Origin of the sequence: Pseudomonas sp. 43NM1 (assembly GCF_002836905.1) — a bacterium.
Lineage (GTDB): Bacteria > Pseudomonadota > Gammaproteobacteria > Pseudomonadales > Pseudomonadaceae > Aquipseudomonas > Aquipseudomonas prosekii.
Genome location: NZ_MKGS01000171.1, coordinates 1 through 23,169, shown reverse-complemented (window position 1 = coordinate 23,169; position 23,169 = coordinate 1). Strand labels below are relative to the sequence as shown.

At 58.6% G+C, this 23,169-nt stretch carries 23 protein-coding genes and 2 tRNA genes; 8 read left to right on the top strand and 17 right to left on the bottom strand.

The window, feature by feature from the left end; genetic code table 11:
• Nucleotides 1–720 precede the first annotated feature (720 nt).
• Nucleotides 721–1,362 (top strand): BRCT domain-containing protein, encoded by a 642-nt coding sequence (locus BI292_RS21495; protein WP_101209084.1) that lies wholly within the window; start codon nt 721–723, stop codon nt 1,360–1,362.
• A 178-nt stretch (nt 1,363–1,540) separates the two neighbouring features.
• Here the strand turns inward: BI292_RS21495 and BI292_RS21490 are convergent.
• The 7 genes from BI292_RS21490 to BI292_RS21460 form a co-directional block, all read right to left on the bottom strand.
• Nucleotides 1,541–1,616, bottom strand: a tRNA-Thr gene (locus BI292_RS21490).
• 77 nt (nt 1,617–1,693) lie between these two features.
• Complete coding sequence (locus BI292_RS21485; RefSeq protein ID WP_101209083.1) at nt 1,694–2,518, bottom strand: FkbM family methyltransferase; 825 nt, start codon at nt 2,516–2,518, stop codon at nt 1,694–1,696.
• 259 nt (nt 2,519–2,777) lie between these two features.
• Nucleotides 2,778–4,082 carry a methyltransferase gene (locus tag BI292_RS21480; RefSeq protein WP_101209082.1) on the bottom strand — a complete coding sequence of 435 codons (1,305 nt, stop codon included), beginning with the start codon at nt 4,080–4,082 and terminating at the stop codon, nt 2,778–2,780.
• The gene (locus BI292_RS21475; RefSeq protein ID WP_092274810.1) at nt 4,063–4,752 is read right to left on the bottom strand and encodes an ABC transporter permease; all 690 of its coding nucleotides are present in this window, start codon (nt 4,750–4,752) and stop codon (nt 4,063–4,065) included. The genes BI292_RS21480 and BI292_RS21475 overlap by 20 nt, the downstream gene beginning before the upstream one ends.
• The gene (locus BI292_RS21470) at nt 4,749–5,444 is read right to left on the bottom strand and encodes an ABC transporter permease (protein WP_101209081.1); all 696 of its coding nucleotides are present in this window, start codon (nt 5,442–5,444) and stop codon (nt 4,749–4,751) included. Before BI292_RS21470 ends, BI292_RS21475 begins: the two co-directional genes overlap by 4 nt.
• Nucleotides 5,445–5,521: 77 nt before the next feature.
• Nucleotides 5,522–6,268, bottom strand: a complete 747-nt coding sequence (locus BI292_RS21465; RefSeq protein WP_092274804.1) for an ABC transporter substrate-binding protein — start codon at nt 6,266–6,268, stop codon at nt 5,522–5,524.
• Between the two features lie 13 nt (nt 6,269–6,281).
• Nucleotides 6,282–7,055, bottom strand: coding sequence for an ABC transporter ATP-binding protein (locus BI292_RS21460; protein WP_092274801.1), 774 nt, complete (start codon nt 7,053–7,055; stop codon nt 6,282–6,284).
• Between the two features lie 562 nt (nt 7,056–7,617).
• On the opposite strand from BI292_RS21460, the gene gabP reads away from it, so the two are divergent.
• Entirely contained in the window at nt 7,618–9,009 is a 1,392-nt protein-coding gene (gene gabP, locus BI292_RS21455; protein ID WP_101209080.1) for a GABA permease, read from the top strand.
• A gap of 73 nt (nt 9,010–9,082) precedes the next feature.
• Here gabP and BI292_RS21450 read toward each other — a convergent pair whose 3' ends face one another.
• The 10 genes from BI292_RS21450 to BI292_RS21405 form a co-directional block, all read right to left on the bottom strand.
• A complete protein-coding gene (locus tag BI292_RS21450) occupies nt 9,083–9,559 on the bottom strand; it encodes a hypothetical protein (protein ID WP_101209079.1) in 477 nt (158 codons plus the stop codon).
• 6 nt (nt 9,560–9,565) lie between these two features.
• Nucleotides 9,566–9,976 carry a hypothetical protein gene (locus BI292_RS21445; RefSeq protein WP_092274792.1) on the bottom strand — a complete coding sequence of 137 codons (411 nt, stop codon included), beginning with the start codon at nt 9,974–9,976 and terminating at the stop codon, nt 9,566–9,568.
• Nucleotides 9,977–10,013: 37 nt separating this feature from the next.
• The gene (locus BI292_RS21440) at nt 10,014–10,988 is read right to left on the bottom strand and encodes an alpha/beta fold hydrolase (protein ID WP_101209078.1); all 975 of its coding nucleotides are present in this window, start codon (nt 10,986–10,988) and stop codon (nt 10,014–10,016) included.
• A 55-nt stretch (nt 10,989–11,043) separates the two neighbouring features.
• Nucleotides 11,044–12,726, bottom strand: a complete 1,683-nt coding sequence (locus BI292_RS21435; RefSeq protein ID WP_101209077.1) for an ATP-binding protein — start codon at nt 12,724–12,726, stop codon at nt 11,044–11,046.
• 4 nt (nt 12,727–12,730) lie between these two features.
• Complete coding sequence (locus BI292_RS21430; RefSeq protein WP_101209076.1) at nt 12,731–13,771, bottom strand: YhcG family protein; 1,041 nt, start codon at nt 13,769–13,771, stop codon at nt 12,731–12,733.
• A 269-nt stretch (nt 13,772–14,040) separates the two neighbouring features.
• On the bottom strand, nt 14,041–14,391 hold the full coding sequence (locus tag BI292_RS21425; protein ID WP_101209075.1) for a hypothetical protein: 351 nt from the start codon (nt 14,389–14,391) through the stop codon (nt 14,041–14,043).
• A gap of 134 nt (nt 14,392–14,525) precedes the next feature.
• Nucleotides 14,526–14,601: transfer RNA gene (locus BI292_RS21420), tRNA-Phe, on the bottom strand.
• 103 nt (nt 14,602–14,704) lie between these two features.
• Nucleotides 14,705–14,977, bottom strand: a complete 273-nt coding sequence (locus tag BI292_RS21415) for an oxidative damage protection protein (RefSeq protein WP_092274709.1) — start codon at nt 14,975–14,977, stop codon at nt 14,705–14,707.
• On the bottom strand, nt 14,974–16,041 hold the full coding sequence (mutY, locus tag BI292_RS21410) for an A/G-specific adenine glycosylase (protein WP_101209074.1): 1,068 nt from the start codon (nt 16,039–16,041) through the stop codon (nt 14,974–14,976). The genes BI292_RS21415 and mutY overlap by 4 nt, the downstream gene beginning before the upstream one ends.
• Nucleotides 16,038–18,269 carry an AsmA family protein gene (locus tag BI292_RS21405; protein WP_101209073.1) on the bottom strand — a complete coding sequence of 744 codons (2,232 nt, stop codon included), beginning with the start codon at nt 18,267–18,269 and terminating at the stop codon, nt 16,038–16,040. Before BI292_RS21405 ends, mutY begins: the two co-directional genes overlap by 4 nt.
• A 419-nt stretch (nt 18,270–18,688) precedes the next feature.
• Here BI292_RS21405 and BI292_RS21400 point away from each other — a divergent pair, with 419 nt between their 5' ends.
• From BI292_RS21400 to BI292_RS21375, 6 genes are all read left to right on the top strand, one after another.
• Entirely contained in the window at nt 18,689–20,353 is a 1,665-nt protein-coding gene (locus BI292_RS21400) for an OFA family MFS transporter (protein WP_101209072.1), read from the top strand.
• Between the two features lie 270 nt (nt 20,354–20,623).
• Entirely contained in the window at nt 20,624–21,217 is a 594-nt protein-coding gene (hisB, locus tag BI292_RS21395; RefSeq protein WP_007897437.1) for an imidazoleglycerol-phosphate dehydratase HisB, read from the top strand.
• Nucleotides 21,217–21,855 carry an imidazole glycerol phosphate synthase subunit HisH gene (gene hisH, locus BI292_RS21390; protein WP_101209071.1) on the top strand — a complete coding sequence of 213 codons (639 nt, stop codon included), beginning with the start codon at nt 21,217–21,219 and terminating at the stop codon, nt 21,853–21,855. Before hisB ends, hisH begins: the two co-directional genes overlap by 1 nt.
• Nucleotides 21,856–22,113, top strand: coding sequence for a DUF2164 domain-containing protein (locus tag BI292_RS21385; protein WP_008024930.1), 258 nt, complete (start codon nt 21,856–21,858; stop codon nt 22,111–22,113).
• Nucleotides 22,114–22,155: 42 nt separating this feature from the next.
• Nucleotides 22,156–22,893, top strand: a complete 738-nt coding sequence (gene hisA, locus BI292_RS21380) for a 1-(5-phosphoribosyl)-5-[(5-phosphoribosylamino)methylideneamino]imidazole-4-carboxamide isomerase (protein ID WP_092274694.1) — start codon at nt 22,156–22,158, stop codon at nt 22,891–22,893.
• Between the two features lie 9 nt (nt 22,894–22,902).
• Nucleotides 22,903–23,169 (top strand): HisA/HisF-related TIM barrel protein (locus tag BI292_RS21375; protein ID WP_256592717.1); only part of this gene is annotated, 267 nt, incomplete at its 3' end.

Here is a 23,169-nt window from a genome sequence, read left to right as displayed (position 1 = left end):
CTTGTACGAGTTGGGCTGCAGCAGTGGTAGGAGCGCCCGTCTCTTTCCGGGAGAAAGAACGGGCGCAGGTTGGCGCATGGGAATGGCCAAGCGAATAGGTTGCTGCAGGGCAGCTATGAAAGGGGTGAGTTGCCGCAGTGGGCACACTGGTAAAGGTAGGCATCCATCACATCGCTGTGACTGCGCGAGCCGCCGGACGCTAATCGCACTTTGGGAGAGTTACCACCGTGTGGCGTAGCCTTAAAGGTTTTGGCTACTTAGGTTGCTGGCAACGACAGCGCTTGGCCCGATCTTGTCTACGTCTGTGGATAATTCGGATCGAGACACCAGTTTTCGCGTGTTCTGCGGCTGTGGATGAAACTATCCACGGGTGGAAATTAGTGGTGTTCCACAGGAAGTTACGCGGGCTTTAGAAGTTTTAAGTGAGATCCATCTGATCAGGACGGCGTTGTAGCAGTGTCATATCCTCAGGATTTACATAACCTAAATGTCAGTCCTTAGCGCAATTAGATCCGACTGGAAAGCAACGGCTCTCCGTCCAAAAACTGACAAGCGCGATCCATTAGATTGTTGAACTGCAAGCTGTAACAGTGAATGAGGAAGGATCTTTTTTCTGGCCAAAAATGAGGTGTCTGTGCGCAGCGGTGCTAGTTTCTGACCACAACATTCATCCGTTACGTCTCCGTATCGGATCACTCCCCGCCCCAAGGAAAACCCGTAATGGACCTACACAACGAATTCGAGAACAGTAAATTCTTCAACCGCTCCCGAATCGACCGACGCGCCGCCGATGCCTTGGTGGGGTTGGCCGCCGGAATTACTGCCGACGGTGTCGTTAACATCACAGAAGCGGTTTTTCTAAAGCAGTGGTTGGAAAACAATCTCGCGCATCTGAACGATCCGGTGATCAATCTGCTGTATTCGCGTTTGGCGTGCATGCTTCAGGACAATGTTCTAGACATAGATGAGTCTCTGGAGTTGCTTAACATCCTGCGTGGTTTTTCTGGGATGGGCATTGAGAGACCGAAGGTTGGCGGTGCTGTTGCCATTGCTCCTACGGATCTTCCTTTCAATTCACCAATCCCTGATTTGGTGTGGGACGGCAGGATGTTTGTCTTCACCGGCGTTATGGCGTTTGGGCCGCGTAAGGATTGTCAGAAGCTGGTCGAAGAAAGAGGCGGTTTGATTGGGGGCGGTGTGAGTAAGAAGGTGCATTACTTGGTGGTTGGTAGCGTGGGTAATGAGCAGTGGCGCCACAGTACTTATGGAACGAAGATCATGAAGGCAGTGGAGTTGCGGGAGGCGGGAGCTTCGATTGCCATTGTGGGTGAGGATCATTGGCAAAAAATGCTGTTTGGTTGAGGTTGCTTCGTTGTTTGGGTTTGGATTAGGCCGCCATTCAACTGACCAGCGGATCGCCGAAGGGTGTGACGGCCTCATCGCGAGCAAGCTCGCTCCCACGAGTTTCGGGTTGTGGACGGAATGTGGACACTCCAGAAACAACAAAGCCCCTGCATTTCTGCAGGGGCTTCGTTTTGTATGGTGCCGGCACCAGGAGTCGAACCCGGGACCTACTGATTACAAGTCAGTTGCTCTACCAACTGAGCTATACCGGCGTGTTGGGCGACGATTATAGCGATTGGAATGCTTCTGTAAACCCCTGAATTCAGACTATTTTTGCGCGGGTGTCTGGTCAGGTGCGCAGGAGGGTTTTCTTGAGTTTGTGCAGGGCCTGCCAAGTGCGGCTATTTTGCATGGCGCGCAGCTGCGCTTCGGCGTGTTCGGCGCGTTGTAGCGCGGCGGCGAGTTGCTGGTCGGCGTCGCTCAACGGGTGGCTGAAAGCGTGGCCGCGGCACAGTTGAAAGTTGTCGAGGTTGCACGGTGGGATGTCGAAGGCGGGTTTGAGGTCGAGGTGCTCGTCGGCCAGAAACCAGGTGTTGATGCCGTCGAACAGGATCGCTTGGTAGCCGGCGTCGGTGACGAGGTGTTCCCAGTTGTGGTCGCGCGCCCATGGGGTTTCGATGAGGATGATCCACGGGCGCCAAGTGGCGAAGTCCATGCCGCGCAGGACGGTTTCTTCGTGGCCCTCGACGTCGATTTTGAGGAAGTGGATGGCGCGGTTTTGCGCGTATTGCTCGCAGATCGAGCTGAGCGTGCGGGCCTTGACCGTTTGGCGGTGCACGTCCATGCCCAGCGCGGTGCGTTCCTCGGCGGTGGCCGGGTCGACGGTGGAGAGGCCGGTGCCGGGGATGCCGAAGAGGGTGAGGTCGTCGGCGCTGTCGCTGGCCACGCATTGCAGGTTGGTGTCGTTGGGGCGTTGTTGGCGCAGGGCGTCGTAATAGGTTTGCATCGGTTCGACGTTGATGCCGGTCCAGCCGCGATCGTAGAAGGCTTTGGTGACGGAATCGTGGCTGGGGTCGTTGGCGCCGATGTCGATGTAAAAGCCATTTTCGAACTGTTTGAGGGCGCGCCACAGGCGAATGTCTTCGAAATTCTGTGCGTAGGAAATGAAGGTCACAGTGGCGTCCTGTCGGTTATTCCTGGCTGCGCTGGCGGCACCCTTGGCGTCTTGTATAACAAGCGCGGTTACGTGGCGCAATTTTCCGCTGATCGTGTCCGGGAATCGGCGGTTATGTCGTTTTCATAGAGTGCTTATGCACAACGCGACAGTCGTTATGAGTGACGAGAGGCGTATTTGTGAACTCGTTCTCATTTGTTCGCAAATGCCTGTTTTTAGGGTTTTTTATTTATATGTACGAAAAATGAACAGTTCTGTTTCAGCCGCGAAACAGCGGATTTATTGGATCCACGATAATTTCATCAACAGAGTTATCCACAGGCTGGACCTGTTCAGGACGTTCGGCCAGCAGCAGGAAATTTCGCGGTGTGAGCGGGGTTTCGCAGAAGGTGCCGAGCCGAATGCGGTAACCCTGCTCGGCGAGGAAAAGTGCTCGATCCAGTACCAGCCATAGCTCCAGCGGGCGCCGGAAAAGGCCTCGCAGCAGCTCAAGATTGCGCACTTCGGCCAGTCGTTGCCAACCAGCGGCTTCGAGCGCGGGCCAGTCTTGCGGGCCGATTGTGGATAACTGCTTCAACGCGGCCAAATGATGGCAGTAGTCGGCGAAGGATTTATCCAGCCAGGCGCTGGATAACGACGGCGTTGGCAGGTATTCGTCGATGCCGCGCAGTTGACGTTGCAGCAGGTCGAAACCCAGGCGTCGTGCCATGGAGGTGTCGCGTTGACGTCGGACGCGCGCCCCGGCGGTGACGGTTTCGCTCATCGGTAATGCGAGATCTTCGAGCGACAGCTGTAGGCCAGAGCGCGAGCCTGCCGAGGAAAGCGCCTCATACGCCGTCAGACTGATCCGGTTGTAACAGCAGGGCGCGATGGCCAGTTGCTTGCAGCCAGCGGCGCTGGCGAGTTGCATCAGCCGCACATGCAGATCGCCACACGCGTGCAGCGCCACCGGCGTGTGCTCGGCGATTAATAAAGAGGCCGCATCTGCCGCGAGCACATCTTGCTCGACGTGCAGCGCGCGCAGTTGATGGCGCTGGCTGAGTGCCTGACCGCTCGCCACCAGCGCGGCGTCGTATTCCAGGCACGTCAGTTGCTGGCCGGATTGCAGCAGGCGCCGCCCCAGATGTCCCTTGCCCGAACACCAATCCAGCCAATGGTTCGGCGATGCAGCGAACGACAAACAACTGGAAAACGCCTCAATCTGCTGCCATTTGCGCCCCGGCACATCGACGTTCAATCGATGGCCAGCCGCTTCCAGCGCATGAGTCGGCAAGGCGCCGACTGAACTCAGCTCACGCGACAGCGCCGCCAATGAAGCAAACGGCTCCGGCGCATCCAGCAGAAAAGGTTGGTTATGACTGGTTTCCGCGTCTTCCAGCGACCGACTGCGTAGCCAGGAAGACAACGAAGGGTAGGACGTTTCCCAAGGGAGCTGCAGATGGGTGAACGGTCGTGGTTTCCACAGCGCTTGATGCTCGATCAGGAAAGCATCCAGCGCGGTGAAGCGGGCGAGTAGGGCCTCGCCCGTCAGCACGTAGGAACAATCAGCGTCCTTGGCAGGCATCGACGCGCAGCCAACGCTCCAGCAGCTTGAAGCCGCGCACCAGCACGTAAGCCATCACCAGGTAGAACATGCCGGCGGCGAAGAAGATCTCTACCGGCAGGTAGGTCCGGGCAATGATCGTGCGAGCCATGCCGGTCAGTTCCAGCAAAGTCACGGTGCTGGCCAGGGCGCTGGCCTTGAGCATCAGAATCACTTCGTTGCTGTAGGCCGGCAGGCCGATGCGCGCGGCGCGCGGCAGGATGATGTAGAACAGCGCTTTGGGCCTGGACATGCCCAGCGCCCGCGCGGCTTCGATTTCGCCCGGCGGAATTGCCTGGATCGCGCCGCGCAGAATCTCGGCGATGTAAGCGGCGGTGTGCAAAGTCATGGTCGCGGTGGCGCACCAGAACGGATCGCGCAGGTATGGCCACAGCGGGCTGTTACGTACGGCGTCGAACTGCGCCAGGCCGTAGTAGACGAGAAACAGCTGAACAAGCAACGGCGTGCCACGGAAAAAGAAGATGTACGCGTAGGGCAATGACCGCACGTACCAGCGCCGCGACGAGCGCGCGATGCCCAGCGGAATTGCCAGCAGCAACCCGGCAATCACGGCGATGGCCACCAGCTCCAGCGTCAGCGTCGCGCCCTGGGCCAGTTTCGGCAGCCATTTGATGATGACTTCCCAGTTCATGAGTCGCTCCTCGCGAAGCCGCGCGCGGCGCGTCGTTCCAGAAAGTACATGGCGGTCATGGCCACAATGGTCAGGCCCAGGTACATCAGCGCGGCGACCATAAAGAAGGTGAACGGCTGCTTGGAAACAGTCACGCCGATTTGCGCGTGACGCATGATTTCTTCCAGGCCGATGACGGACACCAGCGCGGTGTCTTTCATCAGGATCATGAACAGGTTGCCCAGGCCGGGCAGGGCGATGCGCCACATCTGCGGCATGATCAGCTTGGTGAAGATGCGAAATTTCGACAGGCCAAGGGCCACGCCGGCTTCACGATGGCCTTTGGGGATCGCCAGAATCGCGCCGCGGAACACTTCCGTGGCGTAGGCGCCGAAGCACAGGCCCAGCGCGATCACGCCGGCGGCGAAGGCGTTGAGGGCGAGGTCGGGCGTGCCGAAAAACTCGCCCAGGGCACGCATCAAATTGACCGTGCCGAAGTAGATCAGCAGCACCCAGAGCAATTCCGGAATACCGCGAACCAATGTCGAATACGTGCCGCCGAGCCATTGCAACGGCTTGAGCGGAGAGGTCTTGGCCAAGGCGCCGAGCAGACCGAGCACCAGCCCCAGGCACAGGGCCGAGAGGGCCAGTTTTACAGTCATCAGCGCGCCAGCGGCGAGCGCCGGGCCGAATCCGTAGAGGTCGATAATCATGGATTTCTTTTCAATCGCGGCAGGCAATGCCAAGGACGGGCGCCGTCAGCGAACGGCGCCCGTCAGGCAGGTCAGGATCAATAGATGCTGAACGGGAAGTACTTGTCGTTGATTTTTTTGTAGGTGCCGTCTTCGACGATTTCTTTCAGAGCAAGGTTAAGCCTCGCGCGAATCGTGTCGCCTTTTCGTACAGCGATCCCGATCTTGTCGCTTTCTTCCACCGGGTCGCCCTTGAATTCATAAGCGCGGCCGGCTTCGGTTTTCAGCCACTCATAGTTGGCGTACTTGTCAGCCAGGATGCCGTCCAGACGGCCGGAAGTCAGGTCCAGGTAAGCGTTTTCCTGGTTGTCGTAGAGTTTGACTTCGACGTCCGGCATGTTGTCTTCCAGCCAGGTGCCAGAGAGCGTCGCTCGTTGGGTGCCGATCACTTTGCCTTTCAGGTATTCTTTGTCGGTTTTGAAGTCGACGTCTTTCTTGGCGATGAACTGCAGCTTGTTCGAGTAGTACGGGTCGGTGAAATCGACCGCTTGCTTGCGCTCGTCGGTGATCGACATCGAGGAGATCAGGAAGTCGAACTTCTTCGCGTTCAGGGCCGGGATGATGCCGTCCCAGTCGGAGGTGACCACGGTGCATTCGACTTTCATCTTGGCGCACAGGGCGTCGCCGATTTCTTTGTCGAAGCCGACGACATTGCCACTGGCATCTTTGTTGTTGAACGGCGGGTAGGCCGCTTCGATGCCCATCTTCAGGGTTTCGGCGGCGGCACCGGCGCTGAACGCCAGGGTGACGGCAGCCGCCAGGAAGATTCTTTTGTAGTTCTGCATGTGGGTAGCTCCGTTAGCGGTTGCTGGACATGAATTGTTTGCAGCGCGCCGAAAGCGGGTTGTCGAACACCTGCTGTGGCGATCCTTGCTCTTCTATAAGGCCTTGGTGAAGGAACACTACTTCGCTGGACACCTGACGGGCAAAGCCCATTTCGTGGGTGACGAGCAACATGGTGCGGCCTTCTTCGGCGAGCGCGCGGATGACATTAAGTACTTCCTGGACCATTTCCGGGTCAAGCGCGGAGGTGGGCTCGTCGAACAGGATAACCTTTGGCTGCATCGCCAAGGTGCGCGCGATCGCGGCACGTTGTTGCTGGCCGCCGGACAATTGCGCCGGGTAAGCGTGGCGCTTGTCGGCAATGCCCACCTTCGCCAGCAAGGCTTCAGCGACTTCGGTGGCCTCGGCTTTGCTCATGCCGAGCACGCGGCGCGGGGCTTCGATGATGTTGTCGAGCACGCTCATGTGCGGCCACAGATTAAAGTTTTGAAACACAAAACCAATCTCGCTGCGCAGGCGATTGATCTGTTTGCCGTCGGCGGCAACCAGTTCGCCGTTCTTCGCGGCCTTGAGCTTGAGTTCTTCGCCAGCAACCAGGATCTGCCCCTGATGCGGGTTTTCCAGCAGGTTGATGCAACGCAGGAACGTGGACTTGCCGGAACCGGAGGAACCCAGGATCGAGATCACGTCGCCGTCGCGGGCGGTCAGCGAGATGCCTTTGAGCACCTCAAGCTGTCCGTAGCGTTTGTGCAAGTTGCGGATTTCAAGCGCGGGCGTGGCCTCAGCCATGTGCGTTCCTCATAGTGTTTCGCTTCTGCTGCAGGCGGCATTCCTGACGAGGCGGCCAAGCTAGCATAGCGTTCGAATGGCAGCCAACAGCGCTTCGGGCGGTAAACGGATGGCGTGTGGCAGGTTGTCGCATTGGTGCAGCAGGCTGTCGCGCTGCTATCAACCGAACAGACGTTTGATCCTGCTCTCGATCACAAATGTCGTGGGTGTCGCGTAAAAAAAGGCGCGATGGTGCCAGCTTTGACGGGGTGTTGGAAGCGCTAACCGGACAAACGTTCATGTTCTGCACTTTTATTGTGCAACCCGCAATTTCCGAGTGTGTTTCTGGTGCGCTGAAACGTTCTACAAGTGAGTCGCAGGGTAACGCTCTGGCGAATTGCCATTAATCTCAATGACTTGCGATGACTGTCCGGTCATGCGGAGAGCCGCGGTTCTCGGGACTTCGTAACATTTTGGCGCAATTATTGCGTGCAGAATAAGGAACGCCCCGTTGGTTTCTTTTTACGAGAAAGAAATGACAGACCTGGCGGACTGAATCGCTTTCCTTGCAAAGGTAGTTTCAATGAGCAGTACCCAAAGCTCCAATGGCCTCGAACAGGGGCTCAAACCGCGTCATGTGACCATGTTGTCGATCGCCGGGGTTATCGGCGCCGGGCTGTTTGTCGGCTCGGGTCATGCCATTGCCGCTGCCGGCCCAGCCGTGTTGTTGGCGTATGCCGCTGCCGGCGCTCTGGTGGTTTTGGTGATGCGCATGCTCGGCGAAATGGCCGTGGCGTCGCCGGATACTGGTTCTTTCTCGACGTACGCCGATCGCGCGATCGGGCACTGGGCCGGTTTCACTATCGGCTGGTTGTACTGGTGGTTCTGGGTGTTGGTGATTCCGCTGGAAGCCAACGCCGCCGCGACCATCCTGCATGCCTGGTTCCCCGACGTCGCAATCTGGGCCTTCACGCTGGTTATCACGTTGCTGCTGACCGTGACCAACCTGTTCAGCGTGAAGAACTACGGTGAGTTCGAATTCTGGTTCGCCCTGATCAAAGTCATCGCGATCATCGGTTTCATCGGCCTCGGCCTCGCAGCGATTTTCGGCTTCTTGCCGAACAGCCAGGTCAGCGGTGTTTCGCACTTGTTCGACACCCAGGGCTTCCTGCCAAACGGCATGGGCGCGGTGCTCGGCGCGATCCTGACCACCATGTTCTCGTTCATGGGCACCGAGATCGTGACCATCGCCGCCGCCGAATCGAAGAATCCTGGCAAGCAAATCTCCAAGGCCACCAACTCGGTGATCTGGCGGATCGGCTTGTTCTACCTCGTCTCGATCTTCATCGTGGTGGCGCTGGTGCCGTGGAATGATCCGGTATTGGCCGCGGTCGGTTCCTACCAGACCGTACTTGAGCGCATGGGCATCCCGAACGCCAAGTTGATCGTCGACATCGTTGTGTTGGTTGCCGTGACCAGCTGCCTGAACTCGGCGCTGTACACCGCTTCGCGCATGATGTTTTCCCTGGGCAAACGCGGTGACGCGCCGGCCGTTTCCCAGCGCACCAACAAAAGCGGCACGCCTTACTGGGCTGTCATTCTGTCCACCGGCGCGGCGTTCGTCGCGGTATTCGCCAACTACGTGGCCCCGGCCGCCGTGTTCGAATTCCTGCTGGCCAGCTCCGGCGCGATCGCGCTGCTGGTGTACCTGGTGATCGCTTTCTCGCAATTGCGTATGCGCAAAAAGCGCGTGGACAACGGTGAGAAAATCGAATTCCGCATGTGGCTGTTCCCGGGCCTGACCTACGCAGTGATCTTCTTCATCATCGCGGCCCTGACCATCATGCTGTTCCAGGAAGCCCACCGCGTGGAAATCCTCGCCACCGGTTTCCTCAGTTTGATGGTGGTTGCAGCCGGGTTGTTTGTGGCGCGTCGTCGCAAGCAGCAGAAGATTGGAGCGCCAGTGTTGGTGTGATTGGCACTGCGTAATGCAAAACGGCCGCCGTCAGTGATGACAGGCGGCCGTTTTTGTTTCCCTCGAAAGCTGGTTACTCAGCCTTCTCTTCCTCGGCATCCACCGTTGCGCGGTAGGTGTCGAGCGCAGTGCCGAAATCGGTGATGAATTGCGGATCGGTCAGCCAGGCCTGCGCGGCATCGCGGTCCATGCCGTCGGCCCACATGCGGTAGTCGATCAGCATGTCGGCAGCCAGGTGGGTGGCGGCCATGGCTTCGTTGTCGGCGTTTTCCATGTCCAGCAGTTCGGGGTGGTCGCTGATGATGTCGGCAAGGTTCGACAGCAAGGTCACCAGCATTTCGTTGCGGCTGACGGCTTCGGCGTCGCGCATTTTGCTGAACATCGCCAGGGTGTATTCCGGGATCGGCTCGCCGATTTCGCCCAGTTCATCACCTAGCTCGTTATCCAGTTCTTCGTCCTGCTCGACCGGTTTACGCCCGTGGATGTTGATTTGCTTGGCTTTGATTTTGGCGCGTTTGGCGCGTTTCTGCTGTTTGTTCAGGGAGGCCATGGGAACTCAGTTCTGTTGGTTTTGGTCTGCGATGGCTGCGGAGGCCGCCACGTAATCAGCCTGGAAGGCTGGGGATTCGATCCACGCCAGGGCGCTGGCTTCGTCGGCTTCGGTGGACCACTGACGGTATTCGAGCAGCGCGCCGATGATGAAGTCGGTTGCTGTTTCTTCACCTTCCTGCTCCAGCACCAAGGCCAGCAGCGGGTGTTCGAGGAACGCCGTGCACATCGCCTGTTGGCTGATTTTTGCGGCGTCGAGCATTTCTTTGAACAGCTCGGTCAGGTCCACCGATTCGAAGTCGATGCGATCATCGTTCGGGTCCAGCTCGACCGGTGCGGCCGCCCGTTGGCTGCGGTTCTGCTTGGCCTTGGCTTTGGCGCGGGTGGCGCGTTTTTGCTGCTTGTTGGCGGAGGCCATGGGCATTGTTCCGTATTTCGTTGAGAGGGCAGGTCGCTCAACTGCGTGGCACTCGCCGCCCGGGAGTATCGGGGGCCAGTTCGCCGGTCTGCAGCCAGGACAGTGCAATGGGCCATAGTGTGGCTTGGTATCGGCTGCGAAAAAAGGCGAAATGTCCGACTTCTGCTTCGCCGATGTCTTTTGGCTCGATTCGCAGATGGGTGGTCGTGCTGCCCGAGAAGTAGCCGAGCAAGCGTTCGATGGCTGCAACGGTGCCGTAAGGGTCGTCGCTGATGCTGATCGCCAGGATGTTCGCGGTGACGTTGGCGAACGGCAGTCGGCCGCTTTTAGCGAACATCTGGCGACCGCTGGGGCGCTTCTCGTAGCGCGCGGTCGGCGTGCTCCAATCGCGGACGACGCCCGCCGGTGTGTCCTCCAGCCAGCCAAGACGCTTGCCGGGGAAATAACCGCACAGCTTCGTCACCAGTGGCATGACCACGTGCCACTTGCCGAACATCCGCCAGCGCTGGGCCGGTGCATAGTCGCGCCAATAGGCGAACTGCGCGCCGACTGTCAGCAGACGCCGGATCAGCCGCCCCGAATGGGCCAAGCCCGCCGCACAGCCGCCGAAGCTATGCCCCACCACATCGATTGGCTGACCGGGGAATTCGCGATGCGCCCGCCGCAGCACCGCTTCGAAATCCAGCGCGCCCCAATCCGACCAAGTCGCGTTGAGGGTTTTCAATGACGCAGGCCGAGACTCACCGATGCCCCGGTAGTCGAAAGTGATGACGTCGAAGCCATTGGCAAACAGGTAATCGGCGAAGCGTGAGTAGTGCCGGCAACGAACAGACGTCGCGGCGTTGATAATCACCACTGGGCGGGCGGGATCATGGCGAGTGTGGCGCCAAGTGAAACCACCGAGGATGTAGCCGTCGGGGGCGGGTTCGTTGAAGGGAGCTCCGGCGGTGTTGGTCGACGAATTTTCGGCTTGGCCTGATGGAGATTGCGAGGATGAGGTTTGTTGACTCATTGGCGCTCCGTTTGCGACCAAGCTCTTTCATGGGCAGAGTTTGTCTAGAGTTTGTCTAATTCTTTAGATCAGAAGATTGCCTGAGTATCCAAAGGCCTTTGTGCAAGCCGCCTGATTTTTCAATGCTTTGGTCGCGTGTCGACATCGAATGCAGCAAGTTGCGAAATTTATTCTGTTTCTGTTTTTCGTCTAAAGCATCTGAGAGTTTGTCTAGAATCAGCGCTACCAACTCTAGGCGTGATGCGGATCCATACTGCCTCAGATAATCGAGGACCAAGTCTTTGTAGTAGACATCATTGAATGCCCGGTTGCGAATGTAGTCGATTTGGTTGCCAGTGCTGCGTGCTACCTGCGCTGCTGCATAAAAGTTCGGTTTGCGTCCCTCGATCAGCCCTCGCTTGCGCAGCAGACCAGCGTCAGCCTCAGTGATAGGTTGCCTTTTCTGCACGCGATCCAGAAGCATCACAGTAGTCAACGGCAGATCCTGGTTTTCCAGCAAAAGACGGGTGTAATTTTCGTCAATTACGTGCCCGTAGATTTCCAGCACCACTTTGTTTTCCTCGGACTTGCTGTAGTCAGGCAGGGGGAAATACCGGTTGCGTTGGGACAGTGTCATGGTGGAAATGCCAAACCCCATTGTGTCGATCATGCTCAGGCTGACCATGGCCTGGGTAAGCCAAGGATTACGATAGCGGCTCGGAGTGTGCTCACCGCTGAAATAATGCTCAGGCTGGCCTTCAAAAAAACCACCGGCGTTTTCGAATGCCAATCGGTCCAGTCGCTCAGTGACGATGACGCGTGAGCGCAATCGGTAATCCTGATGCGCGATGCAGTTATGCAAGGCCTCCAGAATGACTCGGGTATCGTATTTACTGACTACGGTGGCCAGTAACTGATTCTGAGGAAAAAGCTTGTAATCGAGATTGCGTATTCGATGCAGAACTTGCGTTGTGGTCAACAGGAATGGAGGGCTGAAATGCTCATAAGCCTGTTCCTCGCCAGCGAGTTTCCAGGTTATCTGCGCCAGCGTCGGTAAGTGATGACATGCCTCTCTTTTGCCTACCAGCAATAGCGTTGTATGAGTGATGCTGCCTTGGATGGTCAGTTTTGACTTATCGAGAAAGGTCGCAAGATCCCAACTTGCAATTTCATCGGCAAAAGACGAGTTGCGGTACTTCTCTGAAAACTTTTCTCGCGCAACGAGCAAAGCCTGCTCATCCAAATCATGCAGTGTTGCGCTCCTTATCTTTTCAGCCGACCAGTCTTGGATGACCATTTGCTCATTTAAAATTGCCTCGAGCCGTTCCTGCCTTATTTCGACCAGAGCGTCATCCAGTCGCTGCCAGGCTTTGTCGTGTGCATAAACCGGCAATCTGGGGCGATGTATTGGGATGTGGATAATCCAGACGGTTTTGCGCGTATCGCTGGTCGTTACGCTTTCGACAACAAAGCCCTCGGAATTCAAGTTGGTGCATCTGCCGAGCAGCCGCTGACGGATATTCTCCGGTGTGTAGTCGTGAAACTGCCGAATTCCAACGATGTGTAACGATTCATCCTGGACGCCGATAATCAGGTGGCCGCCGGCCATGTTGGCAATTGCGGAAAGGTAACTCGCGATATCTGCGCCTTTGCGCCCAGACACTGCATGAGTGAGGTTCTTGAATTCCTTCCACTCACAGGCGACTCCCTCTTTCGGATATTTCGCCACTAGATAACTCTGGAGGGCGGCCTCGCTCATTGAGCTAAGCACGCGGCGGCACTTCGATCAGCACCCGATCCAACTCCCCCCGCAACTCCTCCACACTCGGCAACACCGCTCTGTACCTCCCGGCCAACACCTCTTCACTGCCCTCTTGAACCGAGTAACGCACCACCGACTCATCCCTCTGCGCGCAGAGAATGACGCCAACGGTCGGGCCGTCGTCCGCATCGCGTTTGAGGTCGTCGTAGATGCGCACAAGCCTGTCCATTTGGCCGATGGCTTGCTGGGTCAGTTCGCCGCGTCGCAGATCGCAGATGACGAAGCATTTGAGTCGGTAGTGGTAAAAAACCAGGTCGATGTAGAAGTCTTTGCTCAGGGAATTGATGCGTTGGTGGCTGGCAATGAACGCGAAGCCTTTGCCCGGCTGAAGCAGGAAAGCCTCGAATTGGTCGAGCATGGCTTGTTCGAGCTCGGTTTCCCTGATGACGTCAGCATGGGGCAGGCCCAGGAATTCCAGCACGACCGAGTTACGGGCAAGGTCCAGAGGCGTCGCGTCCATCAGTTGAATGTTGGTGGCCGCTTCCTGTTTGACAGCGGTTCGGTCGCGGCTGGCGAGCAGGCGTTCGTAGTAGAGGGTGTTGATCTGGCGGTCGAGGGCGCGGCTCGACCAGTGCTGGATGGCGGATTCGTTCATGTACCAGTGGCGCGCGTTAATGTTGTCGATGCGCAGCAAGCGCCGATAGTGCGCCCAGCTGAGTTCGTGGCGCCAGGCCTCCCAGTTCGGGAATGCTTCAAAGAACAGGCGCATGTAGCGCAAGTTGGTCGCATCAAACCCTTTGCCGAAATTGCTCGTCAGCGCCTTCGCCAGTGTCATCAGCAAATGCTTTCCATACACCGCTCGCGGTGCTGGCTGCTGCTCGAACTCGACGATATGCCGACCGATCTGCCAACAGGTTTGCACTTGAGTGCTATCGACCGCGCTGAGGATTTTCTGGCGTGCCTGGCGGGTCAGTTCGCCCAGATGACCGAGCAATGCCGCGATTTGTGGATCTTGCGTGTTGTCGGGGTTGGGGACGCTCATAAAGTCTTCCGCAGCTGGATTAACTGACGGAAAGCATGGCAATGAACGCCCTGTCGGCGATGCCGGGCGATGCGACAAATCCGGAAGGAAATTCCCACTGATGTTGCAGGAACCTGCCCACCGCGTCTGACGTTTGGAGAATACGGCGTGTAGTCCGATTCGCAGTGCAGCAGGTTTCACACAGACTGTGACTGCGCAAAGTAGTCCCGATAGCGCCGAACACTGCGTTGTTGAAACCGCCTGTAACGCCGCCAGACGCGCTCGCCGGCCTATCGGCGAGTGCGTTTGCGCTTTGGCTTCTCCGGCGCCGCTGCGACGATTCTGTGCAGCCAGAACGCCGCGCCACCCATCACCAGCAAACCGATCGCCTCAACGCTGTGCCAGACAATCAGAAACCAGTACATCTTCGGTTGTTGGGCCAACTTGTAGGTGACGTTTGGCGCGCGGCGGTTCATCTCGCTGATCGAGCCGTGAATCAGCCCGTCGATCACCGCATAAATCAGCAGCCCGGCAGAACAGGCGACCAGCAGGTACACAAGGTTCATCAGCCAGAAGACGATTCGGCTTTCGCGGTACGGCGGCGGGTGGGGCAGGGGGACGCGGGTTTTCTTCTGGCTCATGAGGTTGGTTACCCTTTTCCGTAAGGGGAGGCAAAAGTACCGCGAATCAGCCGGGCAAACGTTGCCGGCTAGCGTGGTGAAAAATCGCGGGCATAAAAAAACCCTGAATCTTGCGATTCAGGGTTTTCGGTATTTGGTGCCCAGAGACGGAATCGAACCGCCGACACGGGGATTTTCAATCCCCTGCTCTACCGACTGAGCTATCTGGGCAACGGGGCGCATTAAACTGGTTTTTCAGGGGGTCGTCAAGAAAGTTTTGAAAAAAATTTTAATTATTACCGTCGCTTACGATCCGACCCCCGTCGAATCGGGATTATTCAGCTGGCGGAACGTAGCCTTCAGCCTGAGCGTATTCCTCGCCGGAAAAGAACTTGTCCATCTCGCCCTGCAGATATTTGCGATCTTCGCCATTCATCATGCTCAGGCGTTTTTCATTGATCAGCAGGGTCTGGTGTTTCTGCCAGTCGGCCCAGGCTTTGGCGGAGACGTGGTCGAAAATGTCCTGGCCTTTTGCGCCGGGGAACGGTGCAAACTCCAGGCCCGGCAGTTCTTCTTTGTACTTGCGGCACATGATGGTGCGGGTCATGACGACTCTCCTGCGTTCAATACGGCTGCCGCGCGCTCCAGCAATGTCTTGACCGGGGCGGCAAGGCCCAGGCGCGGCGGGGTGGCGAGGTTATACCAGAGCCAGTCGGCCTCGGCCACGTGATGGCCAGCCTCCTGAACCTGAACCAGCCAGGGTTCAATGGACAACTGAAAATGGCTGAACGTGTGGACCAGGCTCGGCAGTGCCTGTTGGCTGCCCAGCTCCAGCGAATGCTGTGTGGCGAGATGTTGCAGATCGTCGAGGTCGTCGAGCTCCGGCAAACTCCACAAACCGCCCCACAGGCCCGTAGACGGGCGGCGGTAAAGCAGAATCGCGCCTTCGCCGTTGGCCAGCATCGGCATCAGCGTGCGTTTCTGTGGCACGGCTTTGCGCGGCTTGGGGATCGGGTAGCGAGTTTCGAGGCCGAGCATGTGCGCTTCGCAGCCCTTTTCCAGCGGACACAGCAGGCAGCTCGGTTTGCTCCGGGTGCACAGCGTGGCGCCGAGATCCATCATTGCCTGGGTGTAGGCGTTGACGCGGTCATGCGGGGTGAAGCGCTCAGCGTTGGCCCACAGCTGTTTGGCGACTTTCGGTTCGCCGGGGTAACCCTCTTGCGCGGTAAAGCGCGCCAGCACGCGTTTGACGTTGCCGTCGAGGATTGGCGCGCGCAGGCCCATGCTCAGGCTCGCGATGGCGCCGGCGGTGGACAGACCGATGCCCGGCAGTTCGACAAGTTTTTCGACGTCGCGCGGGAATTCGCCGCCATGTTCAGCGACGACGATCTTCGCGGTTTTCTGCAGATTGCGTGCGCGGGTGTAATAGCCCAGGCCCGTCCACAAGTGCAGTACTTCGTCTTCCGGCGCAGCGGCCAACGCTTCGACCGTCGGCAGCGATGCCATGAAACGGTCGAAGTAATTGAGCACGGTGCTCACCTGGGTTTGCTGCAGCATGATCTCCGAGACCCACACCCGATACGGCGTGATGCCTTGTTGCCAAGGTAAATCGTGGCGGCCGTGGCGGTCGTACCAGTCCAGCACCGCCGAGGAAAACTGCTCCGCTTTCATCGTTTGAACAGCCCCTTCAATGCGTTTTTCAGTTCAGGGCTGACCTTGTCGCCGAGCTTCTCGTCAATTTTGTCGCCGAGCTTGTCGCCCGCCAGTTTCGCCGCGACCTGGCCCATGCGCTCGTTGTCGAGACGGCAGGCCTTGGCGCCGAGTTCCAGCGGACCACGGCAGCGCAGCGGCCACTCGATGCCGACGAACTTGTCGCCGACCTGGCAGGCCGGGTCAGGCATGGCGCTGGTGTCGCCCTCGACGACGATGCCGACGCGATAGTCCATGCCGAGCACGCGCAGATCGACGTCGCCGTTACCGTTGACGGTCATGCCGGGGATGCGCACTTTCAGGTCCGGGTTGCTGGCGACGCCGTTACGGAATGTCAGGTTGCCCTTGAGTTCCTGGAACGGCGTGTCCTTGCCGCGCGGTTCGCCGCTCAGCGACTTGCGATTCAGCGTGGCGATGCCCTTGCACAGTTGCTGCTCAAGGTTGGCGTTGAGCAGCACGCCGTTGTTGATCACAAAACTGGCGTCGCCGTTGAGGCTTTCGATCAGCGCTCGCTGGCTGTTGCCGCTGCCGGTCAGCGCGCTGTCAAGCGTCACCAAACCTTTGACCGGTGGGTTTTTGCCTTGGCTTTCGAGGATCTTTTCCGCCGGCACTTTGTTGATGCGCGTTTGCATGCTCAGCGCCGGCACTGGCTGGCGCACGTCCAGCGTGCCTTTGGCTTCGAAGTTGCCGTTGTACAAATCGCCGCGCAGGTTTTCCAGAGTCAGCAAGCCGCCCTGGCCGGTGGCTTTGAGCGCCGCGTTCTGGATCGGCAATTTGTCGAGGGTCAATTGGCCGAAGGTCAGGTCGGCGTCAACGTCGAGCTTGGCCAGACGTTCAACCGGCAGCAGGCGTTCGGTGCTCCACGCGCCTTTGGTCGGTGAATCCGGCAACGGCGTCGAGCCTGCGCCGGCCAAGGCACTGGCCTCGGTGCTGGCGACTTCGGCCTGGCGCACTTGAGTGGCGCTGTTGGCTTCAGCGGATTTCGGCGGCAGGTAACGGTCGACGTTGAACGTGTCAGCCTTGAGGATCGCGCGCAGTGATTGCTTGGCGAAGTCTTCGATGGCAATGCGGCCGCTGAAGCTGCTGTCATCGACTTTCAGGTTGATGTTGTCGAACGACAGGCTGTTCGGCGTGCCCGCGACGCGGCTGACCAGTTCGACTTTGCTCAGGCTGCCCTCGGCCATGGCCGGCAGTTTCTGGCCGATGCTGTCGACGAATTTCGCCAGGTCGAACTGGGCGATCGACAGGCCGCCGTTGATTTGCGGGGTCTTGTCGAGGTCGTTGACCTTGAGTTCGCCCAACGCACGCAATTGGTTGGCGGAAATCTTGATCCCGGTCCATTCGGCGACGTTGGCGGCTTTATCCAGCAACAACTGACCTTGTGCGGCGAAGGTCATGGTCTTGCCTTGCAACGGATCGCCAGTCACTTCGCCCGAAAGCTTCATGTCTTCAAACTGATAACGCTGCAGCGCCCGCGCAATTCGCAACTCGCCGTTGAGCTCAGTGCGTACCCGCACCGCCGGTTGGTTGGAGGATAGGAACGCCGTGAGTTTGAGCGGAATATTGGTCGAATCGTGGACCGCGCCGGTGCTCATCTGGATGCTTTCGGCGCTGTAGATTTTGCCGGTCTTCTCGTCGTTGTATTCAACCCGCGCGTTGTTCACGGTCAGGCTGTCGATGTCGAGGCGGATCGGCTGCGGCGGTTTTTCCGCCACGGGTGGTGTCTGCGGCGCAGGTTCGCCGCCAGCAACTGTCGGTGCAGGGTTGGCAGCGTCGGCCGGCGTAGGGACCTTGCCGATGTCTTCCCAGTTGCCGTGGCCATCCTTGTCGCGGTTCAGGCGCAGGTTCAGGCCTTCGACGCGCACGTCGCTCATCTGCACTTCGCGGCGCAGCAGCGGGAGGACGCGCACCGAGAGGCCGAGCATCTGCAAATCGGCAAACGGTTCGGCAGGTTTGACCAGGGTCGCGACACTGGCTTCGTGCAATTCCAGGCCCAGCCACGGGAACAGGCTCCAGCCGATGTCGCCATTGAGCGTCAGCTCGATGTGAGCCTTGTCGCGGGCAATCTGGCGAATCTCGTCTTTATAGTCGTTGGGATCGAAGAGGTGGGTCAGGGCAAAGCCCAGCGCCACAATGATCAGCAACAGCCCGAGGAGTACCAGACCCAGGATTTTGCCGAACGCTTTCATGGGCGAGTCCTTGTAGTTAGTCGAATTCAAAATTTAGCCGGGGAGTATAGCGCTCTGAAACTGACGACCGGTCAGTTCATATGGCAGCAGGTCCTGCGGCGCGTTCAGTTTGGCGCCCGCCGGGCATCCGGAAGATCTTTTGCAGGTCTGGCTGACGCTGATAAGTGGCTTGTTTCAGCGGCCGACGATGATTGGCATGGCCGCTTCAACGGTCGGAGAGATCGGACGACATACAAAAGGTGATAGCAGTTTGGTTTTTCTGTCACGAGCAAATGGTAACCTCTGCGCGTTCGTCCGTCCTTCTGCGACTTTACGTCGCGCCCTTATGGAGCTTCACTCAAAAAAAGGTCATGCCTGCGTGCATAAGGCTAAGGGTGAGGAGTGGCTGGCGAACCATACTAATAATTGGGGGATACACAATGAGCACGAGCATTACGGCGGACGGCGCATACGCCGGCCAGCCTTCGTTCCTGTCCAAGGAACGCATCATCGCCAAGCCCGGTTTCAACCGTTGGCTGGTACCACCGGCCGCATTGGCCATTCACTTGTGCATCGGCATGGCCTACGGCTTTTCGGTGTTCTGGTTGCCGTTGTCCAAGGCGCTGGGCGTCACTGCCCCGGTCGCTTGTGCACCGGACATGAGCTTCTTCTCGCAAGTTTTCTCGTCGAATTGCGACTGGCCGATCTCGATGCTTGGCTGGATCTACACCCTGTTCTTCATCTTCCTCGGCTGCTCGGCAGCGATCTGGGGTGGCTGGCTGGAACACGCCGGGCCGCGCAAGGCTGGTGTGGTGTCGGCGTTGTGCTGGTGCGGTGGTCTGCTGATTTCGGCGCTGGGGATCTATACCCACCAGATCTGGCTGATGTGGATCGGCTCCGGGGTCATTGGCGGTATCGGCCTGGGCCTCGGTTACATTTCGCCGGTCTCGACCCTGATCAAGTGGTTCCCGGACAAGCGCGGCATGGCGACGGGCATGGCGATCATGGGTTTCGGTGGCGGCGCGATGGTTGGCGCACCTCTGGCGGCCGCGTTGATGAGCCATTTCGCTTCGCCAACCGGCGTCGGCGTGTGGCAGAGCTTCCTGGTGATGGCGGCGATTTACTTCGTGTTCATGATCGGCGGCGCCTTGTCGTACCGCGTTCCGCCAACCGGCTGGAAGCCTGAAGGCTGGACCGCTCCGGCGAAAAAAACCGCGAACGCGATGATCACTCATCGCCACGTTCACGTGAACGTTGCCTGGAAAACTCCGCAATTTCGTTTGGTGTGGCTGGTGCTGTGCCTGAACGTTTCTGCCGGTATCGGCATTCTCGGCATGGCCTCGCCGCTGTTGCAGGAAGTGTTCGGCGGCAAATTGCTTGGCGTTGATGTGCCATTCGGTCAACTGGATGCCGGGCAACTGGCTTCGATTGCAGCGATTGCTGCCGGTTTCACCGGTTTGCTGAGCTTGTTCAACATCGGCGGTCGCTTCTTCTGGGCCTCGTTCTCCGATTACCTGGGACGCAAAAACACTTACTTCGTGTTCTTTGCATTGGGTTTCGCGCTGTACGCGCTGATCCCGAACCTCGGTCACTTGGGTAACGTTGCGCTGTTCGTGGCGGCGTTCTGCATCATTCTGTCGATGTACGGCGGTGGTTTTGCCACGGTTCCGGCGTATCTGGCGGACCTGTTCGGTACGCAAATGGTTGGCGCGATCCATGGTCGTCTGTTGACGGCATGGGCGGCGGCGGGCGTGTTGGGTCCGGTGTTGGTCAACTACTTGCGTGAATATCAGCTGAGCATCGGCGTTGAACGTGCCGCCGCTTACGACATCACGTTGTACATCCTTGCGGGCCTGCTGGTGCTGGGTTTCCTCTGCAACCTTCTGGTGCGTCCGGTGGCTGACAAGTACTTCATGACCGACGCTGAACTGGCCGCCGAACAGGCGCTGGGCCACGACAAAGGTGCGGATGCGAATACCGTGCTGGAGTGGAAAGCGGCGCCGGGCAGCAAGCCGTTGGCCGTTGCAGCATGGCTAGTGGTGGGGATTCCTTTGGCGTGGGGCGTTTGGGTGACCCTGCAGAAAACGGCGATTCTGTTTCATTAAGTAAGTTGTAAACGCATCACCCCTGTGGGAGTGAGCCTGCTCGCGATAGCGGTGTAACAGTCAACTGAGATGTTGAATGTTATGGCCTCATCGCGAGCAAGCTCGCTCCCACATGTGTATGAGGCGCTCTCAAAACCGCTTGTACACACATGTCTATCCCCGACTGCACTGCGTTCTGTCCGTCAGTCATATCACCTCTCGTGTTTCTGTTTCGGCCCCGCGCCCCTATAATGGCTGCCTTTTTCGCCCAATGATTTTGCGGAGCTGGTGATGGCCGAACGTATGGCGTCTGTCGAGCGCGACACTCTGGAAACCCAGATCAAAGCCTCGATCAACCTGGATGGCACCGGAAAGGCCCGATTTGATATCGGTGTTCCTTTTCTTGAGCACATGCTGGACCAGATCGCCCGTCACGGGCTGATCGACCTGGATATTGTCAGCAAGGGTGACCTGCATATCGACGACCACCACACGGTGGAAGACGTCGGTATCACGTTGGGTCAGGCCTTCGCCAAAGCCATCGGCGACAAGAAAGGCATCCGTCGCTACGGCCACGCCTACGTGCCGCTCGATGAAGCGCTGTCGCGCGTGGTGATCGACTTCTCCGGCCGCCCAGGCCTGCAGATGCACGTTCCCTACACCCGCGCCACCGTCGGCGGTTTCGACGTTGACCTGTTCCAGGAATTCTTCCAGGGCTTCGTCAACCACGCCCTCGTCAGCCTGCACATCGACAACCTGCGCGGCACCAACACTCACCACCAGATCGAAACCGTGTTCAAGGCTTTCGGCCGCGCACTGCGCATGGCGGTAGAGCTGGATGACCGCATGGCCGGGCAAATGCCATCGACCAAGGGCGTTCTGTAATGCAGACGGTTGCGGTTATCGATTACGGCATGGGCAACCTGCACTCGGTGGCCAAGGCCCTCGAGCACGTCGGTGCCGGCAAAGTCCTGATCACCAGCGATGCCAATGTGATTCGCGAAGCTGACCGCGTGGTGTTTCCCGGGGTCGGCGCGATTCGCGATTGCATGGCGGAGATCCGGCGGCTGGGCTTCGATTCGCTGGTGCGTGAAGTCAGCCAGGATCGGCCGTTCCTCGGCATCTGCGTGGGCATGCAAGCCTTGCTCGACAGCAGCGAAGAGAACGACGGCGTCGACTGCATCGGCCTGTTCCCGGGCGCGGTGAAGTTCTTCGGCAAAGACCTGCATGAAGACGGCGAGCACCTGAAAGTCCCGCACATGGGCTGGAACCAGGTGCAGCAGAAGGTCAGTCACCCGCTGTGGCACGACATTCCGGACTTGGCGCGTTTCTATTTTGTGCACAGCTACTACATTGCCGCCTCGAATGCCCGGCAAGTGGTCGGTGGCGGGCACTACGGTGTCGATTTCGCCGCCGCGCTGGCCGATGGCTCGCGTTTCGCCGTGCAATTTCACCCGGAGAAGAGCCATACCCATGGCCTGCAGTTGCTGCAGAACTTCGCCGCGTGGGATGGTCGCTGGTAAATGGCCGTCAAGAAAAAGCCGCCGATCCTGACCCTCACTCCCGAGCAGGAGAACGAGGCCAATCACAAGATCAAACGCTTTATGGAAGATCGCTTCGAACTGGACCTGGGTTCGTTCGAAGCGGCGGAAATCCTTGAGCTGTTTACCCGCGAAATTGCGCCGCACTATTACAACAGGGCGATTTTCGATGTGCAGACGCACCTTAAAGAAAGGTTCGAAAGCATCGAAAGCGACTTGTGGGCGCTCGAGAAAAACTGATTTTCGAGCGAAGCTGAACAATCGAATTTGAAGGTTTGCCAGATGCTGATTATTCCCGCTATCGATCTCAAGGACGGTGCCTGTGTTCGTCTGCGCCAGGGCCGCATGGAAGATTCCACGGTGTTCTCCGATGACCCGGTGAGCATGGCCGCCAAGTGGGTGGAGGGCGGTTGCCGTCGTCTGCATCTGGTCGATCTGAACGGCGCGTTCGAAGGCCAGCCGGTCAACGGCGAAGTGGTCACCGCGATCGCCAAGCGCTACCCGAACCTGCCGATCCAGATTGGCGGCGGTATCCGCTCGCTGGAAACCATCGAGCATTACGTCAAGGCTGGCGTGAGCTACGTGATCATCGGCACCAAAGCCGTGAAAGACCCAGCCTTCGTCGCCGAAGCCTGCCGCGCGTTTCCCGGCAAAGTGATTGTCGGCCTCGACGCCAAAGACGGTTTTGTCGCGACTGACGGCTGGGCTGAAATCAGCACCGTGAACGTCATCGACCTGGCCAAGCAATTCGAGTCTGACGGCGTCTCCGCGATCGTTTATACCGACATCGCCAAAGACGGCATGATGCAGGGCTGCAACGTTTCGTACACCGCCGCGCTGGCTGCTGCCACGCGCATTCCGGTAATCGCTTCCGGCGGCATTCACAACCTCGGCGACATCAAGTCGCTGCTCGACGCCAAGGCGCCGGGCATCATCGGCGCGATCACCGGCCGGGCGATTTATGAAGGCACCCTCGACGTCGCCGAAGCGCAAGCTTTCTGCGATTCGTACACAGGCTGAGGACTGACCATGGCGCTGGCCAAACGCATCATCCCTTGCCTGGACGTGGACAACGGCCGGGTCGTCAAAGGTGTGAAGTTCGAGAACATCCGCGATGCCGGCGACCCGGTGGAAATTGCCCGTCGTTATGACGAGCAAGGTGCCGACGAGATTACCTTCCTCGACATCACCGCCAGCGTCGATGGCCGCGACACCACGCTGCATACCGTCGAGCGCATGGCCAGCCAGGTGTTTATCCCGCTGACCGTCGGCGGCGGGGTGCGTACCGTGCAGGAC

Bases quoted from the DNA above. Each gene is read 5' to 3' on its own strand.
- BI292_RS21495 (WP_101209084.1), top strand. From the start codon at position 721: ATGGACCTACACAACGAATTCGAGAACAGTAAATTCTTCAACCGCTCC.
- BI292_RS21480 (WP_101209082.1), bottom strand. From the start codon at position 4,082: ATGCCTGCCAAGGACGCTGATTGTTCCTACGTGCTGACGGGCGAGGCC.
- BI292_RS21475 (WP_092274810.1), bottom strand. From the start codon at position 4,752: ATGAACTGGGAAGTCATCATCAAATGGCTGCCGAAACTGGCCCAGGGC.
- BI292_RS21470 (WP_101209081.1), bottom strand. From the start codon at position 5,444: ATGATTATCGACCTCTACGGATTCGGCCCGGCGCTCGCCGCTGGCGCG.
- BI292_RS21465 (WP_092274804.1), bottom strand. From the start codon at position 6,268: ATGCAGAACTACAAAAGAATCTTCCTGGCGGCTGCCGTCACCCTGGCG.
- BI292_RS21460 (WP_092274801.1), bottom strand. From the start codon at position 7,055: ATGGCTGAGGCCACGCCCGCGCTTGAAATCCGCAACTTGCACAAACGC.
- gabP (WP_101209080.1), top strand. From the start codon at position 7,618: ATGAGCAGTACCCAAAGCTCCAATGGCCTCGAACAGGGGCTCAAACCG.
- BI292_RS21450 (WP_101209079.1), bottom strand. From the start codon at position 9,559: ATGGCCTCCCTGAACAAACAGCAGAAACGCGCCAAACGCGCCAAAATC.
- BI292_RS21445 (WP_092274792.1), bottom strand. From the start codon at position 9,976: ATGGCCTCCGCCAACAAGCAGCAAAAACGCGCCACCCGCGCCAAAGCC.
- BI292_RS21440 (WP_101209078.1), bottom strand. From the start codon at position 10,988: ATGAGTCAACAAACCTCATCCTCGCAATCTCCATCAGGCCAAGCCGAA.
- BI292_RS21435 (WP_101209077.1), bottom strand. From the start codon at position 12,726: ATGAGCGAGGCCGCCCTCCAGAGTTATCTAGTGGCGAAATATCCGAAA.
- BI292_RS21430 (WP_101209076.1), bottom strand. From the start codon at position 13,771: ATGAGCGTCCCCAACCCCGACAACACGCAAGATCCACAAATCGCGGCA.
- BI292_RS21425 (WP_101209075.1), bottom strand. From the start codon at position 14,391: ATGAGCCAGAAGAAAACCCGCGTCCCCCTGCCCCACCCGCCGCCGTAC.
- BI292_RS21415 (WP_092274709.1), bottom strand. From the start codon at position 14,977: ATGACCCGCACCATCATGTGCCGCAAGTACAAAGAAGAACTGCCGGGC.
- mutY (WP_101209074.1), bottom strand. From the start codon at position 16,041: ATGAAAGCGGAGCAGTTTTCCTCGGCGGTGCTGGACTGGTACGACCGC.
- BI292_RS21405 (WP_101209073.1), bottom strand. From the start codon at position 18,269: ATGAAAGCGTTCGGCAAAATCCTGGGTCTGGTACTCCTCGGGCTGTTG.
- BI292_RS21400 (WP_101209072.1), top strand. From the start codon at position 18,689: ATGAGCACGAGCATTACGGCGGACGGCGCATACGCCGGCCAGCCTTCG.
- hisB (WP_007897437.1), top strand. From the start codon at position 20,624: ATGGCCGAACGTATGGCGTCTGTCGAGCGCGACACTCTGGAAACCCAG.
- hisH (WP_101209071.1), top strand. From the start codon at position 21,217: ATGCAGACGGTTGCGGTTATCGATTACGGCATGGGCAACCTGCACTCG.
- BI292_RS21385 (WP_008024930.1), top strand. From the start codon at position 21,856: ATGGCCGTCAAGAAAAAGCCGCCGATCCTGACCCTCACTCCCGAGCAG.
- hisA (WP_092274694.1), top strand. From the start codon at position 22,156: ATGCTGATTATTCCCGCTATCGATCTCAAGGACGGTGCCTGTGTTCGT.